General features: G+C 63.6%; 14 protein-coding genes and 1 tRNA gene. 9 read left to right on the top strand and 6 right to left on the bottom strand.

All coding sequences use genetic code 11. From position 1 onward, the window contains the following. Window positions 1–22 precede the first annotated feature (22 nt). Window positions 23–643 (bottom strand): crossover junction endodeoxyribonuclease RuvC, encoded by a 621-nt coding sequence (ruvC, locus tag KIT10_08725; protein ID MCW5899342.1) that lies wholly within the window; start codon window positions 641–643, stop codon window positions 23–25. Here ruvC and KIT10_08730 point away from each other — a divergent pair. From KIT10_08730 to KIT10_08740, 3 genes are read left to right on the top strand one after another with little or no spacing between them, the layout of a single operon-like run. Then, a complete protein-coding gene (locus tag KIT10_08730; protein MCW5899343.1) occupies window positions 633–1,625 on the top strand; it encodes a flippase-like domain-containing protein in 993 nt (330 codons plus the stop codon). The genes ruvC and KIT10_08730 overlap by 11 nt on opposite strands. Beyond that, window positions 1,622–2,785: a glycosyltransferase gene (locus KIT10_08735; GenBank protein ID MCW5899344.1), complete on the top strand. Its 1,164-nt coding sequence runs from the start codon at window positions 1,622–1,624 to the stop codon at window positions 2,783–2,785. Before KIT10_08730 ends, KIT10_08735 begins: the two co-directional genes overlap by 4 nt. After that, entirely contained in the window at window positions 2,764–3,870 is a 1,107-nt protein-coding gene (locus KIT10_08740; protein ID MCW5899345.1) for an ABC transporter permease, read from the top strand. Before KIT10_08735 ends, KIT10_08740 begins: the two co-directional genes overlap by 22 nt. 9 nt (window positions 3,871–3,879) lie before the next feature. On the opposite strand, the gene KIT10_08745 is transcribed toward KIT10_08740, so the two are convergent. Together KIT10_08745 and KIT10_08750 are read right to left on the bottom strand one after the other, a co-directional pair. Then, window positions 3,880–4,269, bottom strand: a complete 390-nt coding sequence (locus KIT10_08745) for a DUF3127 domain-containing protein (protein MCW5899346.1) — start codon at window positions 4,267–4,269, stop codon at window positions 3,880–3,882. A gap of 37 nt (window positions 4,270–4,306) precedes the next feature. Further along, the gene (locus KIT10_08750) at window positions 4,307–5,203 is read right to left on the bottom strand and encodes a flavin reductase family protein (GenBank protein ID MCW5899347.1); all 897 of its coding nucleotides are present in this window, start codon (window positions 5,201–5,203) and stop codon (window positions 4,307–4,309) included. A gap of 98 nt (window positions 5,204–5,301) precedes the next feature. Here KIT10_08750 and KIT10_08755 point away from each other — a divergent pair. The 5 genes from KIT10_08755 to KIT10_08775 all read left to right on the top strand — a co-directional run bounded on the left by KIT10_08755 (window position 5,302) and on the right by KIT10_08775 (window position 9,828). Further along, a tRNA-Leu gene (locus tag KIT10_08755) sits at window positions 5,302–5,383 on the top strand. A 130-nt stretch (window positions 5,384–5,513) separates the two neighbouring features. Then, a complete protein-coding gene (tig, locus tag KIT10_08760; GenBank protein ID MCW5899348.1) occupies window positions 5,514–6,869 on the top strand; it encodes a trigger factor in 1,356 nt (451 codons plus the stop codon). A gap of 47 nt (window positions 6,870–6,916) precedes the next feature. Then, window positions 6,917–7,579 carry an ATP-dependent Clp endopeptidase proteolytic subunit ClpP gene (gene clpP, locus KIT10_08765; protein ID MCW5899349.1) on the top strand — a complete coding sequence of 221 codons (663 nt, stop codon included), beginning with the start codon at window positions 6,917–6,919 and terminating at the stop codon, window positions 7,577–7,579. A gap of 88 nt (window positions 7,580–7,667) precedes the next feature. Continuing rightward, the gene (clpX, locus tag KIT10_08770) at window positions 7,668–8,906 is read left to right on the top strand and encodes an ATP-dependent Clp protease ATP-binding subunit ClpX (GenBank protein ID MCW5899350.1); all 1,239 of its coding nucleotides are present in this window, start codon (window positions 7,668–7,670) and stop codon (window positions 8,904–8,906) included. A 40-nt stretch (window positions 8,907–8,946) separates the two neighbouring features. Next, the gene (locus KIT10_08775) at window positions 8,947–9,828 is read left to right on the top strand and encodes a DUF2911 domain-containing protein (protein MCW5899351.1); all 882 of its coding nucleotides are present in this window, start codon (window positions 8,947–8,949) and stop codon (window positions 9,826–9,828) included. Between the two features lie 66 nt (window positions 9,829–9,894). Here KIT10_08775 and KIT10_08780 read toward each other — a convergent pair whose 3' ends face one another. The 3 genes from KIT10_08780 to KIT10_08790 all read right to left on the bottom strand — a co-directional run bounded on the left by KIT10_08780 (window position 9,895) and on the right by KIT10_08790 (window position 13,607). Further along, entirely contained in the window at window positions 9,895–10,623 is a 729-nt protein-coding gene (locus KIT10_08780) for an SDR family oxidoreductase (protein ID MCW5899352.1), read from the bottom strand. 80 nt (window positions 10,624–10,703) lie between these two features. Next, the gene (locus KIT10_08785; GenBank protein MCW5899353.1) at window positions 10,704–11,735 is read right to left on the bottom strand and encodes a T9SS type A sorting domain-containing protein; all 1,032 of its coding nucleotides are present in this window, start codon (window positions 11,733–11,735) and stop codon (window positions 10,704–10,706) included. A gap of 171 nt (window positions 11,736–11,906) precedes the next feature. Further along, a complete protein-coding gene (locus KIT10_08790; protein MCW5899354.1) occupies window positions 11,907–13,607 on the bottom strand; it encodes a sodium:solute symporter in 1,701 nt (566 codons plus the stop codon). Window positions 13,608–13,693: 86 nt separating this feature from the next. On the opposite strand from KIT10_08790, the gene KIT10_08795 reads away from it, so the two are divergent. After that, the gene (locus KIT10_08795; protein MCW5899355.1) at window positions 13,694–14,434 is read left to right on the top strand and encodes a geranylgeranylglyceryl/heptaprenylglyceryl phosphate synthase; all 741 of its coding nucleotides are present in this window, start codon (window positions 13,694–13,696) and stop codon (window positions 14,432–14,434) included. The last annotated feature ends 25 nt before the right edge of the window (window positions 14,435–14,459 follow it).

Consider the following 14,459-nt stretch of genomic DNA (forward strand, 5'->3'; position numbering starts at 1 on the left):
CCGCTTCGTTGTCGCATCTGCGCTACTTCAACCGATCGGGGTTGTTGCGCACGAAAGCGGCCCAGCCCCCACCGCCGGCACGCCCGCCGGCAGCGGTGATCGCGGAACCGGCGAAGTGGTGGCACACCGCCACGGCGACCGCATCGGTGGCATCGGTGCTCGTCGGCAAGGTGCTCACCCGAAGGATGTTCAGCAGCATGGCGGCCACCTGCTCCTTGCTTGCGTTGCCATTGCCCGTGATGCTCTGCTTGATGCGTTTGGGCGCGTACTCCACCACGGCGATATCGCGCTGCACGGCCGCTGCGATGGCCACGCCCTGGGCGCGCCCGAGCTTGAGCATGCTCTGCACGTTCTTGCCGAAGAACTGCGCTTCTATCGCCAGTTCATCCGGCAGGTGCCTTTCGATCAGGGCCATGGTCTCGCGGAAGATGGCACGCAGTTTCAGCGTGTGGTCATCGTCCGATCGGAACCTGACGGCGCCCGCATCGAGCAGTCTTATCGCGCGCTGGTCCACGTGGATCACACCGAAGCCCATCACCGAAGTGCCGGGATCGATGCCGAGGATGACGCGGCCGCTGGCCGTGGCCGCCACGCCGGGTACTCGCCTACTTTTGGCCGAAAGGCCCACCTCGTTGTCGTCCATCCTTGCCGCCCGCAAGCTGCTGTGGGTCTTCCGCTGGGGGATCTTCCTGCTCGCCTGTGTATTCCTCTGGTGGCAGCTGCGTGCGGATAAAGGTATGCTGGCCCTGCAAGTGCTTCGCGGACTTCCCGATGACGGTCGCGCCATGATGCTGGTGGCTTCCGCCTTGGTGTTGGTGCCGGTGAATTGGGGCATTGAATCCTGGAAATGGCGCCGGCTGGTGCAACGGTTGGAGCCGCTGCGGCCATGGCGCGCATTTCTCGCCACCGTAGCGGGCACGAGCATCGGCCTGGTGACGCCGAACCGCACAGGTGAGTTCCTGGGCCGCGTGCTCTTTCTGAAACCCGGGGACCGCGTCCGGGGCGGTTTCGCCACCGCCCTGGGCAGCATCGCGCAATTCGTGATCACCCTGCTGGCCGGAGTTACGGCGCTGGTCGCTTTGCTCGCCACGGGACATCCCCTGCCCTGGCCGGAGGGTTGGTATTCCGCAGCGCTCATCTCCCTCACGTGCCTGGTGGCGGCGGGCACCCTCGTGCTCTACCTCTTCCCCGCGCTCATGCGCGGATCGATCCTCGCCCTGCCGGTCCTGCGGCGGCTTGAAAGGCCATCGGCCGTGCTGAATACCTTTCGCAGGATCGAATTGCTGGAAGTGCTCACGTGGAGCGCGTTGCGCTATGCGGTGTTCACTTTCCAATACCTCTTGCTGTGCGAGGCGTTCCGCATCGGGGTGGCTCCCATGACCACCATGCTGGTGGTGCCGGTCATCTATCTCGTGGCCACCATCGTGCCCACTGTGCTGCTCACCGAGATCGGTGTGCGGGGCAGCGCCGCATTGGCCTTCTTCACACCGTTGGGCGCGGCACCGGAAGGCGTTCTCCTCGCCACCAGCACGCTGTGGGCCATCAACCTGGTGCTGCCGGCCGCGGTGGGTGGTGTGGTGCTCGTCACCGCAAGGATCCGTGCACAAGGCTCAGATGGACCATGAGCTGGTCGCTGATATCCGCGCTTTCGGCATTCGCACTGGCCTCGGTGCATGCCTTGGTATTGGACCAATGGCGACGCGCGCTCGCAAAGGACCCGGAGGACCATGACACGCTGCCGGATGCCGCCACGTCGATCACCGTGATCGTACCGGCACGAGATGCGGGCGGTACGCTCATCCCCTTGCTGCAGGACCTGCATGCGCAGGACCTTCCCGGAGCGGCTTTCGAGGTGCTTGTGGTGGACGATCACAGCACCGACGGCACGGCCCGCGTGGTCCGGGACATGATGCATCGCTGGCCTGGGTTGAAATATCTGGCGCTCGCGGATACCCAAGGAAAGAAGGCCGCTCTGGAGGCGGGTGTCGCACAGGCCAGGGGCGACCTCATCGTGGTGACGGATGCGGATGTGCGCTGCGGTCCCCGGCGCTTGGCGGCGATCGCCCGGCATTGGGCCACGAACCGGCCCGCGATGCTCCTGCTGCCGGTCCACACGACAGGTGGCCGGGGCTTCCTCGCCTGGCTGCAACGCAAGGAGCAACTGGCCCTCCAAGGTGTGGCCCTCGGCAGTGCGCGCATGGGTTCGCCACTGCTGGCCAATGGTGCGAACATGGCCTTCGCACGCGAAGCGTTCCTGCGCGTGGGCGGTTACACGGGCGATCGGTGGGCCAGTGGCGATGACATGTCGCTGCTGGCACGCATGCGCGCGCATCGCTGGCCGGTGGATGTGCTGGTGGACCGGGAAGCAGCCGTGCGCACAGCACCGGAAAGGACCTGGTGGGCATTCTTCGCGCAGCGCCTGCGTTGGGCGGGCAAAATGCGCGGGCACCGCGCCATTGGCGGAACGGTCACCTCCAGCATCGCGTTGTTGTTCCCCTGGGCATTGGCAGTGCTTACCTGGTGGGCCATAAGCCATGTCCAAGTGGGGCAGGGACTTTTCTACACGAGCGTATTGATCGGTGCGGCCTGGCTGTTGTGGTCGTTGCCGATCATCCGCTTGGAACAAGCGTCCATGCGTTCTTTCCGAAGTGATACCGGCCCGGCGGAAGGAGGCGATGGCCCCTTGCCCACCTTGGTGGCCATGTTCCTCTTCACCCTGTATGCCCCGGTGATCGCCGTGCTGTCGATCTTCGTCCGGCCCACATGGAAAGGCCGCCGCGTTTGAACACCTCCACCGGAACGGACCAGAGCCTTGGACGCATCGCCCTGCGCAGGTTGATGCGCGATCGCAACGCGGTGGCCGGGCTGGTGTTTATCGGCATGGCGGTGCTGGTGGCCATGCTGGGTCCCTTAATTCGCCCTGACCGGTCGCCCTGGGCCAACCACCAGGTGCTGGAGATCAAGGACCAGCCGCCTGGCTTCCGTGCCACCTTCCTGCTTGCCGCCGATGGCGAAGAGATCCCCCTGCATCGTTGGGAAAGACGTGGAGACAGCATCACGTTCGAGCGCTTCAACGGCTTCAACGACCTGCTGCCCGAACCCCTTGAAAGCGTGCATGCCCCCGCTTCCCTGGTACCTGGTGACCGCCACTATCTCCTGGGCACCGACAGCTTCGGGCGCGATGTGCTCAGCCGCCTGATGGCCGGCACCACCATCAGCCTCAGCGTGGGTCTGATCGCCGTGCTCATCAGTCTGCTCATCGGCATTCCGCTGGGTGCGCTGGCGGGCTATTTCCGCGCGGAGGCTCCCGGCTTCCGCCTGTTCGGCCGTCGGTTCCGCTGGCCGGTGGACGACGCCATCATGTGGTTGGTGAACGTGATCTGGAGCATCCCCACGCTGCTGCTGGTGATCGCCATCACCCTGGCCCTGGGCAAAGGCTTCGTGCAGGTCTTCATCGCCGTGGGCCTTACCATGTGGGTGGAAGTGGCGCGCATCGTGCGTGGTGAGACGCTGCGGATGCGCGAGATGGAATATGTGGACGCGGCCAAGGCGCTGGGCTATACGCATGGCCGCATCATCTTCCGCCACATCCTTCCCAATGTGATGGGGCCGGTGATCGTGATCAGTGCGGCCAACTTCGCCACGGCCATCCTCATGGAAGCGGGTCTCAGCTTCCTGGGCATAGGTGCCCAACTGCCCATGGTCAGCTGGGGTGGCATGATCCGCAGCTACTACCCCTACATCACCACGGAGCTCTGGCACCTGGCACTGCTGCCGGGCGTATGCATCATGCTGCTCACGCTGGCCTTCATGTTGGTGGGCAACGGGCTGCGCGATGCGCTGGACACGCGCGGCATCACCGCGCGCTGATCATCCGGTTCAGAACGGCAGATCGTCCTCGTCGCCGGCCGGCGGCATATCGGTCGCGGAAGGGGGCGGCGCGCTCTGGCCCGCATATCCTCCGCCGCCCGCCGACACGGACGCTCCGCTGCGTTCGATGCGATTGCCCTTCAGGCTCAGGAAGTGCTTGGTAACGCCATCGCGGCCGGTCCACTCGCGGCCGTTCACGAAGCAGCTCACGGTCACTTCATCGCCCGGCTTGAACGGATCCAGCTGCGCGCAGCCATCCTGCGTGAACTCCACGGGGATGTGCTGCGGATACTGCCCGCCCGCTTCGGTGATCACCACCTCGCGCTTGCGGAACTTCTCGGAGATCTCCTGTGTCTTGCCCAGCACCTTGATGGTGCCGGTGATGCTTACTTGTGCCATGGTCCTGGATGATGCGATGTCGGCCTGACGGCCGGGGTTATCGTGCGTTGTAGGTGAGTATCGTTTTCCAGGCCTCGTCCACGCGGTCCTCCCGCAGCAGGGCCTGTGCACGAAGGTGCAGCGCTTCGAGCAATGCCCGCTTGTCGTCCTGCAGTTCCAGGAACAGCTCGCTGAGTTCGGTGAGCTTGTATTCGTTCACGCTCGTCTCATCGGGCAGGGTGCGTGCTGCGCCAAGCTGGCCCAGATCGCTGCCGGTGAGGACCGAACTCCTCTGCGCCTCGGGCGGCAGCGCGTCCACCCCCACCCCGGTGTTCGTGTTCGGCTGGGCCAGCTCGAAGAGCGCGTCGCCATGCGCCCGGCAATAGAAATGCCCGCCCATGCGCCCCACCAGATCGATCTTCCGCTGGTCGATCCTGCCGCGTTCGTCGAGCACCGCCTCATCGATGTGGATGAGCACCACCTCGCAGATCACCAGATTGCCCGCTCCGCCGCCGGTGCCGGTCTCGATCACCTGCTTCACCGCGCACTCGAACTGCACGGGGCTCTCCTTCACGCGGAAGGGGCGCACCCGCTCACCGGGGATGGGCGTCAGGCCCGATTTCACGAACTCGTCCACACCCTCGGGATATTCACCACTGGCCAGGGAGGCCTGACGCACCATGCTGTAGGTCACCACATTGATCACCACCTCGGGAACGTCCTTCACGTTGTGGAAGGTGTGCTTGGTGGTGTTGTCGCGTCCCCGCCTCGCCGGACTGAAGATCATCAGCGGGGGGTTGGCCCCGAAAACGTTGAAGAAGCTGAAGGGGCTGAGATTGCGTTGTCCCTCCCTATCGACCGTGCTGGCGAAGGCCACCGGCCGTGGCCCCACCGCGCCCACCAGGTGACCGTGAAGCTCGGGAATGGTCAATTCCTTGGGGTCGAAGCGCCGCATCCTGACTGGCCGCCCTTGGCGGGAGGGCGAAGGTAATGTGGCCTGCCCTCGGCCTGAGGGGGCTCGCCGGGCGGCTATCTTTGCCCGCCTTTTCAAGCACGGACGTGGCGGAATTGGTAGACGCGCCAGACTTAGGATCTGGTACCGCAAGGTGTGGGGGTTCGAGTCCCCCCGTCCGTACCGCCTCCGCCAGGGCCCTGCCCGGAAGGGTGACAGCGGACCGCATGGGTCCTAAGTCGTCATAGGCCACACGTGATCGCCCAACGACCACCAACAACTTGACCCGCAACCCGCAATTTCCCCGCCCAGCATGATCATCGAGAAAGAAGACACCGGCGTTCTCACCGCCACACTGAAAGTGAAACTGGCCCCCGAAGACTATGCCCCGGGCGTTGAGAAGGCATTGAAGGAGCAGCGACGGCAGGCAGTACTTCCCGGCTTCCGCCCAGGGCAGGTGCCCATGAACATCATCCGCAAGCGCGTGGGCAAAGCCATGCTCGTGAATGAGGTGGAACGCCTCATTGATGAGAACCTGCGCCGGTACATGGAGGAGAACCGCCTGCGCGTGCTGGGCCAGCCATTGCCCATGCCAGCGGCCGAGGACCGGAACGACTGGGATCGACCGGGTGAGATGGAGTTCGCCTACGAACTGGGCATGGCCCCGGAGCTGGAGATCGAACTGGATGACCGGCTGGGTGTGGAATACCCCATGGTGGACGTGACCGAGGAGATGGTTACGCGCGAGATCGAGGACATGCGCCGGCGTTTCGGGCAGGTGGAGGACGCACCCACAAGCGGCGACAAGGACATGCTGCTGGGCGACATGATCGAACTGGACGCCGATGGGAATATCCTCGAAGGCGGCATCCTGAACCGCGCCACCATCAGCCTGGAGTACCTGGAGGACGCGGCCACACGGGAAGCCCTCACCGGCAAGGCCGTGGGCGACGAAGTGGTGGTGGACCCGCACAAGGTGGCCCGCGACCACGAGGACCTGGCCCGCATGCTGGGTGTGGACCATGAGCGCGTCCACCAGCTCACGGGCAACTTCCTTTTCCGCATCGTGGAGATCAAGCGCATGATCCCCGCGGACATGGGCCAGGAACTTTTCGATCGGGTGTACGGCAAGGACGCCGTGGCCGACGAGGCCGCCTTCCAGGACAAGGTGAAGCAGGGGCTGGAGAACATGTTCCGCCGTGACAGTGACAAGCTATACCGCCGTCAGGTGCTCAAGAAGCTTTGCGACAACACCCGCGTGGAACTGCCCGACGCCTTCTTGAAACGCTGGATCCAGGAGACGAGCAAGGAACCCATCTCCGCCGAACAGGTGGAGGAGGGATACAGTGGATACGCCGAAGGCCTCAAGCGCCAGTTGGTGGAGGACCGCGTGCTGGAGAAATACGGCCTGGAAGCCAAGGGCGAGGAACTCGACGCCTTCGCCAAGCGCTACGTGGCCGACCAGTTCATGCAGTACGGCATGCCCGCGCCGGAAGGTGAGAAGCTGCAGCAGATGGCCGGTCGCATCCTGGGCGACCAGGAGCAGATCCGCCGCATCCGCGACACCATCGTGGAGCAGAAACTCATCGTCCACTTCAAGACCTTGCTCGGCCCGGCCGAACGCCGGATGCCCCTCGATGAATTCGTAAACTTGGCCCGCACCACCTGAACCCCGCCACACGCGGGACGTTCCACCTCACACGCCACATCGCAAACATGTTCCCACCAGACGAGTTCCTCAAGTACGCCGTGAAACACCGCGGCATCAGCAGCAACACGCTGCACGGCTACATCACCTCCATGACCCCGATGATCATCGAGGAGCGGCAACTGCACGGCACGGCCATCTCCGTGTTCGACCGGTTGATGATCGACCGGATCATCTTCCTCGGCACCGGTGTCAACGACCAGGTGGCCAACATCATCCAGGCGCAACTGCTCTTTCTGGAAAGCGCCGACCCGAAGAAGGACATCCAGATCTATATCAACTCGCCGGGCGGCGGTGTGTACGCCGGATTGGGGATCTACGACACCATGCAGTACATCAACCCGGACGTGGCCACCATCTGCACCGGCATGGCCGCCAGCATGGGCGCCGTGCTCCTCTGTGCCGGCAGCAAGGGCAAACGCAGCGCGCTGAAGCACAGCCGTGTGATGATCCACCAGCCCATGGGCGGTGCCGAAGGGCAGGCCACGGACATGGAGATCACCGTGCGCGAGGTGCTGAAACTGAAGAAGGAACTCTACGAGATCATCAGCCAACACAGCGGCCAGCCCTACGAGAAGGTGGAGAAGGACGGCGACCGCGACTACTGGATGGTGGCCGAAGAGGCCAAGGCCTATGGCATGATCGACGAACTCCTGGTGCGCAACAAATAGGCCAGCATCGGGGCAGTGGACCCGCCGCCCCACGTGGTCGTATCTTGCGCATCCCTGTTCCGGACCAAGCCCCTCGAAGCCATCCGCCATGGAGAAGAAAGAGATCAAGTGCTCGTTCTGCGGCCGCGACAAGCAGGACACCAACGTCCTGATCGCCGGCATCACCGGGCACATCTGCGACAGCTGCATCACGCAGGCGCAGAACATCATCAACGAGGAACTCAGCCAGCGTTCGCGCAGCGAGATGGAGGGCAACCTCATCCTGCAGCGGCCGGCCGACATCAAGCGGTTCCTCGATGAATACGTCATCGGCCAGGACGATGCGAAGAAGGTGCTCAGCGTGGCCGTGTACAACCACTACAAGCGCCTCCTTCAGAAGCCCGTCACCGCGCCCGATGATGTGGAGATCGAGAAGAGCAACATCATCCTGGTGGGCGAGACCGGCAGCGGCAAGACCCTGCTGGCGAAGACCATCGCCCGCATGCTGAACGTGCCCTTCACCATCGCCGACGCCACGGTGCTCACCGAGGCCGGCTACGTGGGCGAGGATGTGGAGAGCATCCTCAGCCGCCTGTTGCAGGCGGCCGACTACGATGTGAGCAAGGCCGAACGCGGCATCGTCTTCATCGACGAGATCGACAAGATCAGCCGCAAGAGCGACACCCCCAGCATCACGCGCGACGTAAGCGGCGAAGGCGTGCAGCAGGCCTTGTTGAAACTGCTGGAAGGCAGCACCGTGAGCGTTCCCCCACAGGGTGGCCGCAAACACCCGGAACAGAAGCTCATCCAGGTGGATACCCGCAACATCCTCTTCATATGCGGCGGTGCCTTCGACGGCATCCAGCGCATCATCGCACGCAGGGTGAAGAGCACCGCCGTGGGCTATTCGGCCAGCAAGGACGGCCGCGTGGGTGATGACGAGTTGCTGCAGCACGTCAGCCCCACCGACCTGCGCAGCTACGGCCTCATCCCCGAACTCATCGGCCGCTTCCCCGTGCTCACCTACCTCGATCCCCTGGACCGCGAAAGCCTGCGCCGGATCCTCACCGAGCCCAAGAACGCCCTGGTGAAGCAGTACGTGAAGCTCTTCGAGATGGACAAGGTGAAGCTGAGCCTGGACAAGAAGGTGCTCGACTTCATCGTGGAAAAGGCCCTGGAGTACAAGCTCGGCGCACGTGGCCTGCGCTCCATTTGCGAGGCCATCATGACCGATGCCATGTATGAACTGCCCGGATCACCGGAGCGTCCCGCCGAACTGCGCATCACCCTGAGCTATGCGCGCGAGAAGTTCGACGGGTCACGGCTCAGCAACCTGAAGGTGGCCTGACCGGCATTCCACCCCGACATCATCCCTCAACCCGCCCAACATGAAAAGGACCCTCATTGCCGCCGCTCTATCCATGCTCATCGCCGATGTGGCCGATGCCCAGCAGTTGCCCACCGCCAGCCCCAAAGGCCAAGTGGAGCAGATCGTGGGACTCACCAACGTGACGGTGGAGTACAACCGTCCCAGCATGCGGGAGCGCGCCATTTTCGGTGACCTGGTACCCTTCGACCAGGTGTGGCGCACCGGTGCGAACAAGTGCACCACCATCGAGTTCGACGGGCCTGTGAAGATCGAAGGCAACGACATTGGCGCTGGCAAATACTCCATCTTCACCATACCCGGCAACGAGGTGTGGGTGGTGATCTTCAACAAGAACACGGAACTCTGGGGCGAAGGCGACCGCAAGGAGGAGGAGGATGTGCTCACTGTGAAGGTGAATGCGCTGCGCTGCGATCCCACGGAGACCTTCACCATGGGCTTCGACAACGTGAAGGACGACCGGGCCTCGCTTCAAATGCGTTGGGAGCGTACGCTGGTGAGCGTTGCCATTGAGGCCGATGCCACCGAGCGCGCCCTGGCCAACATCAAGGAAGCCACCGCCAAACCTGACGCCGACTTCAGGGTATTCCATGCCAGCGGCCGATTCCTGGTGGACCGCGGGCTGATGCCCGAAGAAGCCCTGCGCCTAACACAGAAGAGCGTGGACCTCGACAAGCGCTTCTGGAACCTGCACAGCCTGGCCCTGGCCTATGCGGCGAATGGCCGCTACAAGGAGGCCATCGCCACCGCCCAGGAAAGTTTGGCCATGAGCGAGAAAGCGGAATATCCCGCCTATGTGAAGATGAACCAGGAGAAGATCGCCGAATGGGGCAAGGCCCAGTCCGCGAAGCCCGCCGATCGGGGTGGCATGCGTGGACGCTGAGTCCGGCCCAAGGTCGCATCACCTTTGAAAGCCACCGGGTCCGGTGGCTTTCTCTATTTCCAAGGATCACATCCCGCTGGCGAGGAAGCCCCCATCCACCACCAGGTCGTGCCCGTGGATGAAGCCGCTGCGGTCCATGGCCAGGAAGGCGATGGCCGATGCCACCTCCTCCGGGGAACCCACGCGTCGCAGCGGGGTCCGTTCCAGAATGCGGGCCAGTCGCTGCTGGTCCGAAAGGACCGGCGCTGTGAGTGGTGTACGGATGTACCAAGGTGAGACCGCGTTCACCCGGATGCCATCAGCGGCCCACTCCGCGGCCAGGCTGCGGGTAAGACCCAGGATCCCCGCCTTGGACATGGCATAGGCCGAACCGCTGCCCACGTCCACATGGGCCGCGACACTCGCCACATTCACCACACTTGGAGCATGGCCAGCACGCAACAGCGGATGCAGCATCCGGGCCAGCGACGCGGGTCCCAAGAGGTTGGTCTCCAACACGGTGCGTTCCTCCTCCGCCCCCAGGGCCACCCAGGGTTTGCGAATGTTGGTACCCGCGTTGTTCACCAGTATGTCCAGCGCGCCCCAGCGACGGGCGACCTCCTGAACGATGGCTTCCCGTCCGGCCTGGGTGCGGATATCCGCAGCGATGCGATCGGGATGGTCCGATGCCGTCCGCCCCACGGCGAGCGTATCAGCACCAAGGTCCATGAACAGTTCCACCGTGGCCGCACCGATGCCGCGCGTACCCCCTGTGATCAAAGCGCGTTTGCCCTTCAGGTCCCAGCCTTTCGTCATGCTCGAAAGGTAGCCCGGCCATGAAAGCGAAAGGGCCGCCCCATGGGGCGGCCCTTCGCGGTATCGGTCTTTGGCGGGAATTACTTCGCCACCACCAGGCGCATGGTCAGGGGCAGACCGTTGTTGCGCAGGGTCACGTAGTAGTTGCCGTTGGCCCAGCTCTGGGTATCCAGGGTCAGGTTGTAGGTGCCGACGGCCTGGTTGCCCATGGCCTGCTCATGCATCACCTGGCCCTTGGCGTTGTGCACCACAAGCGTCATGCGGCCATCCTGCACCACGTCATACTGCAGCAGCACCGGGGTGCCGTTGTTCAGGTTGCCGTTGAGGAAGGTCATGCGCATGTTGTTCATCATCCAGTTCTCGCCGATGCCCACCGTGGGGGTCACCACCACCAGGATGAAGGCATCCACATCGAAGGAACCACCGCCCCAGCCAGCGCCGGGCAGGGTGAACCAGTTGCCGTTGTCCCACTGCTCCCAGCAGAACTCACCGAACTCCACCACACCATCGAGGGTGCTCACCAGCGCGGCGGTGTCCTGGGAGGCCAGGGAACCGAACTCGAAACCGGCGGCGAACTCCGTACCCACTTGCACCGCGGGGTTGAAGAACACCGAGGTGGGGGTGTAGTTGCCATCGGGATCATACTGAAGGTCCGTAGCGGGCACGTTCTGGCTGGCCAGAATGGTGCCAGGCGCGAAGGGATAGTCATTCAGGGCCGTGGAGCTCGCGGTGGTACCCGGTCCGTTCATGTTGTACAGGCGGGACTTGATGTGCGAGTTGGGGTTGCCTGAGATGGCGCTCACAGCACCGAACCAGTAAATGATCTCATCCACCAGCAGAGCACCGTCCACCAGGAAGGCCTGGACCTTGCTCAGGTCACCATAACCATTGGTGCCCAGGATGTAACCGCCAGGACCTTCGGGCGGAGGGGTCACACCGTAGATCACCGGCTGGGTGTCGGGGTTGTCCCACACCGAGGAATACACGGTGTCAGTGCCGCGGTTCATGTCGAACTCCAGAGGCTGCATCAGCTTCACGTGGCCGGGCGTACGTTGGGCTTGTGCCAACGCGGCCCCACCGATCAGGAGACAGGCGAGTAACGTCTTCTTCATGTCTATGGGGTTGAAGGTTTTACGAAGAGTCAAGGTCCAAATGTAAGGTTTCCCAATCACGATGCCCGCTACACCCAAGCACGGCAAGTGGCGCCTGATCGCCCGGCATGCTTGGAGCCGCAAGGGAAAGGTGCCTCGGGACCACAGGCAGCGTTCCGGCCCTTCGGCATGTCACGACCCTCCCGGGTGGCGCATCGATGGATCCCGGACCTTTTCACGGGCGGGCAGCAAGGCCTGGAGCAGCACCGCCAGCACCACCACGATCGCCGGGGCCAACAGGTTGTACCACAGGAAGGCCAGCTCGATGTGCGAGAAGTGGACGTACAGGATCACCGCTTGGGCGATGAGTGCCGCCACGAAGACCGCCGTGCCCTGCACCCATTTCAGAAAGAAGGCCACCAGGAAGATGCCCAGAATGGTCCCATAGAAGAGTGAACCGAGGATGTTCACCGCCTGGATCAGGTTATCGAACAGGGAAAAAATGGCCGCGAAGGCCAGGGCCATCACCCCGAAAAGCACCGTGGCCCACTTGGTGGCGATCACCTGCTCGTGGTCCGTGCGCTCCTTGCGGACAACGTCCACCGTACTTGTCGTGGCCAGTGCGCTCAGCTCGGCGGCCGTGCTGCTCATCCCCGCACTGAAGATCATGGCCAGCAGCAAGCCGATCACCCCGATGGGCAGGTGGTCCATGATGAAGGTGATGAAGATGTAGTCCTTGTCATTGGATTCGGCGGCGGGGAGGGTGGCCCTGATCTTTGCGCGGTACTGCTCCCGGAGCGCTTCGTCGCGACCCATGGCGTCCAAGAGTCCGTTCACCCGCCGAGTGATGTCCATTGTCCTGCCTTGCCGATGTGCCTCCACCCAGGACCGCGCACTGGTCTCCATGGCGGCCCGGGTATCCACATATTCGGCCTCCAATTGCTCCACTTCCGGCATCCCGTCCACATTGGCCTTGTTCCAGTGGATGGGTGCCCCGTGGAATAGGTAGAACACGAACACCAGCACGCCCGTGAGCAGGATGAAGAACTGCATGGGGATCTTCAGCAGGCCGTTCATCCACAGGCCGAGGCGCGCCTGCCTGATGCTCTGCCCGCCCAGGTAGCGCTGCACCTGGCTCTGGTCGGTGCCGAAGTAGGCCAGCTGCAGGAAGAAGCCACCGATCAGCCCACTCCACAAGTTGTAGCGGCTGCCGGGGTCGAAGCTGGTATCGATGATGTCCATCTTCCCCAGGTCCCTGGCCAACGCCAGACTTTCGCCGAAACCGATCGAATCGCTCAGGTAGTGCACCACCAGCCCGAAGGCGGTGAAGATCCCCAGGAACATCACGGCCATCTGCTGTTTCTGGGTAACGCCCACGGCACGCGCACCACCGGTGGTCACATAGATGATCACGAGCACGCCGATGAAGACACAGGTCCAGCTCAACGGCCAGTGCAGCACCTTGCTCAGGATGATGCTGGGCGCGTAGATGGTGATGCCCGCCGCCAGGCTGCGCTGGATCAGGAACAGGCCCGCCGTGAGCAGCCGCGCCCGCCCATCGAAGCGCTTGCCGATGAATTCGTACGCGGTGAAGACCTTCCACTTGTAGTAGAGGGGAATGAACACGAGGTTGATCACCACCATGGCCAGCGGCAGTCCGAAGTAGAACTGCACGAAGCCCATCCCATCAAGAAACCCTTGGCCCGGCGTGCTGAGAAAGGTGATGGCGCTGGCCTGCGTGGCCATTACGCTGAGACCCACCGCCCACCAGCGGTTGTCGCTGCCCCCGCGCAGATAGCTGTCGCTCGTGGCACCCCGCCGCGTCTTCCACACGCCGTAGCCCACGATGAAGCCCAGCGTGGAGAGCAGGACCAAGGCGTCTATCCAGTGCATGCCATCACCGGGCGGAATGTCCGCCACAAGGGACAAGCTTACGGGCTTCCATGCCAAGGGCGGCGGGGAGCGCGTATGTTCGCATCATGGGGCACGTATCGCAGCGCATCCTGTCGGCCAGGGCCGATGGCGGCAAACTGCTGGCCGTGCTGATCGATCCGGACTTCGGACAGGACGAGGGCACCCTGGAGCGTACCGTGCAGAACGCCTGCATGGCCAAGGCCGACCTGATCTTCGTGGGGGGCAGCCTGCTCACGTCAGCCTCCTTCGATCACTGTGTGGCCCTGGTGAAACGGTGGAGCACCAGGCCCGTGGTGCTTTTCCCCGGCAGCCCGGCGCAACTCAGTGGTCATGCCGATGCGGTCCTTTTTCTATCGCTGATCAGTGGCCGCAATCCCGAATTGCTCATCGGTCACCATGTTTCGGCCGCACCCACGGTGAAAGCGTTGGGCCTGGAAGCCATCCCCACCGGCTACATGCTGGTGGATGGTGGCCACTCCACCACGGCGCACTACGTGAGCCAGAGCATGCCCATTCCGCACGACAAGCCCGGCATCGCGGCGGCCACGGCCCTGGCGGGTGGGTTGCTGGGCCTGCGCACCATCTACCTGGATACCGGCAGTGGCGCGCAGCGCACCGTTTCGCCGGACATGATCGCCGCTGTGCGCCGGACGGTGGACCTGCCGATCATCGTGGGCGGCGGCATCCGCACGGCGGAACAAGCGCGGCGGCTTTGTGAAGCGGGGGCCGATGTGCTGGTGGTGGGCACGGCCTTCGAGGAAGATCCCGAGCACGTCTTCGCGATGAGCGAGGCAGTGCACGGGTAGTGGGTGACATTGACATCACGCGGTC

The sequence above is a fragment of the Flavobacteriales bacterium genome (genome assembly GCA_026129465.1).
Taxonomy (GTDB): domain Bacteria; phylum Bacteroidota; class Bacteroidia; order Flavobacteriales_F; family PHOS-HE28; genus PHOS-HE28.

Bases quoted from the DNA above. Each gene is read 5' to 3' on its own strand.
- ruvC (MCW5899342.1), bottom strand. From the start codon at position 643: ATGGACGACAACGAGGTGGGCCTTTCGGCCAAAAGTAGGCGAGTACCC.
- KIT10_08735 (MCW5899344.1), top strand. From the start codon at position 1,622: ATGAGCTGGTCGCTGATATCCGCGCTTTCGGCATTCGCACTGGCCTCG.
- KIT10_08740 (MCW5899345.1), top strand. From the start codon at position 2,764: ATGGAAAGGCCGCCGCGTTTGAACACCTCCACCGGAACGGACCAGAGC.
- KIT10_08745 (MCW5899346.1), bottom strand. From the start codon at position 4,269: ATGGCACAAGTAAGCATCACCGGCACCATCAAGGTGCTGGGCAAGACA.
- KIT10_08750 (MCW5899347.1), bottom strand. From the start codon at position 5,203: ATGCGGCGCTTCGACCCCAAGGAATTGACCATTCCCGAGCTTCACGGT.
- tig (MCW5899348.1), top strand. From the start codon at position 5,514: ATGATCATCGAGAAAGAAGACACCGGCGTTCTCACCGCCACACTGAAA.
- clpP (MCW5899349.1), top strand. From the start codon at position 6,917: ATGTTCCCACCAGACGAGTTCCTCAAGTACGCCGTGAAACACCGCGGC.
- clpX (MCW5899350.1), top strand. From the start codon at position 7,668: ATGGAGAAGAAAGAGATCAAGTGCTCGTTCTGCGGCCGCGACAAGCAG.
- KIT10_08775 (MCW5899351.1), top strand. From the start codon at position 8,947: ATGAAAAGGACCCTCATTGCCGCCGCTCTATCCATGCTCATCGCCGAT.
- KIT10_08780 (MCW5899352.1), bottom strand. From the start codon at position 10,623: ATGACGAAAGGCTGGGACCTGAAGGGCAAACGCGCTTTGATCACAGGG.
- KIT10_08785 (MCW5899353.1), bottom strand. From the start codon at position 11,735: ATGAAGAAGACGTTACTCGCCTGTCTCCTGATCGGTGGGGCCGCGTTG.
- KIT10_08790 (MCW5899354.1), bottom strand. From the start codon at position 13,607: ATGCACTGGATAGACGCCTTGGTCCTGCTCTCCACGCTGGGCTTCATC.
- KIT10_08795 (MCW5899355.1), top strand. From the start codon at position 13,694: ATGGGGCACGTATCGCAGCGCATCCTGTCGGCCAGGGCCGATGGCGGC.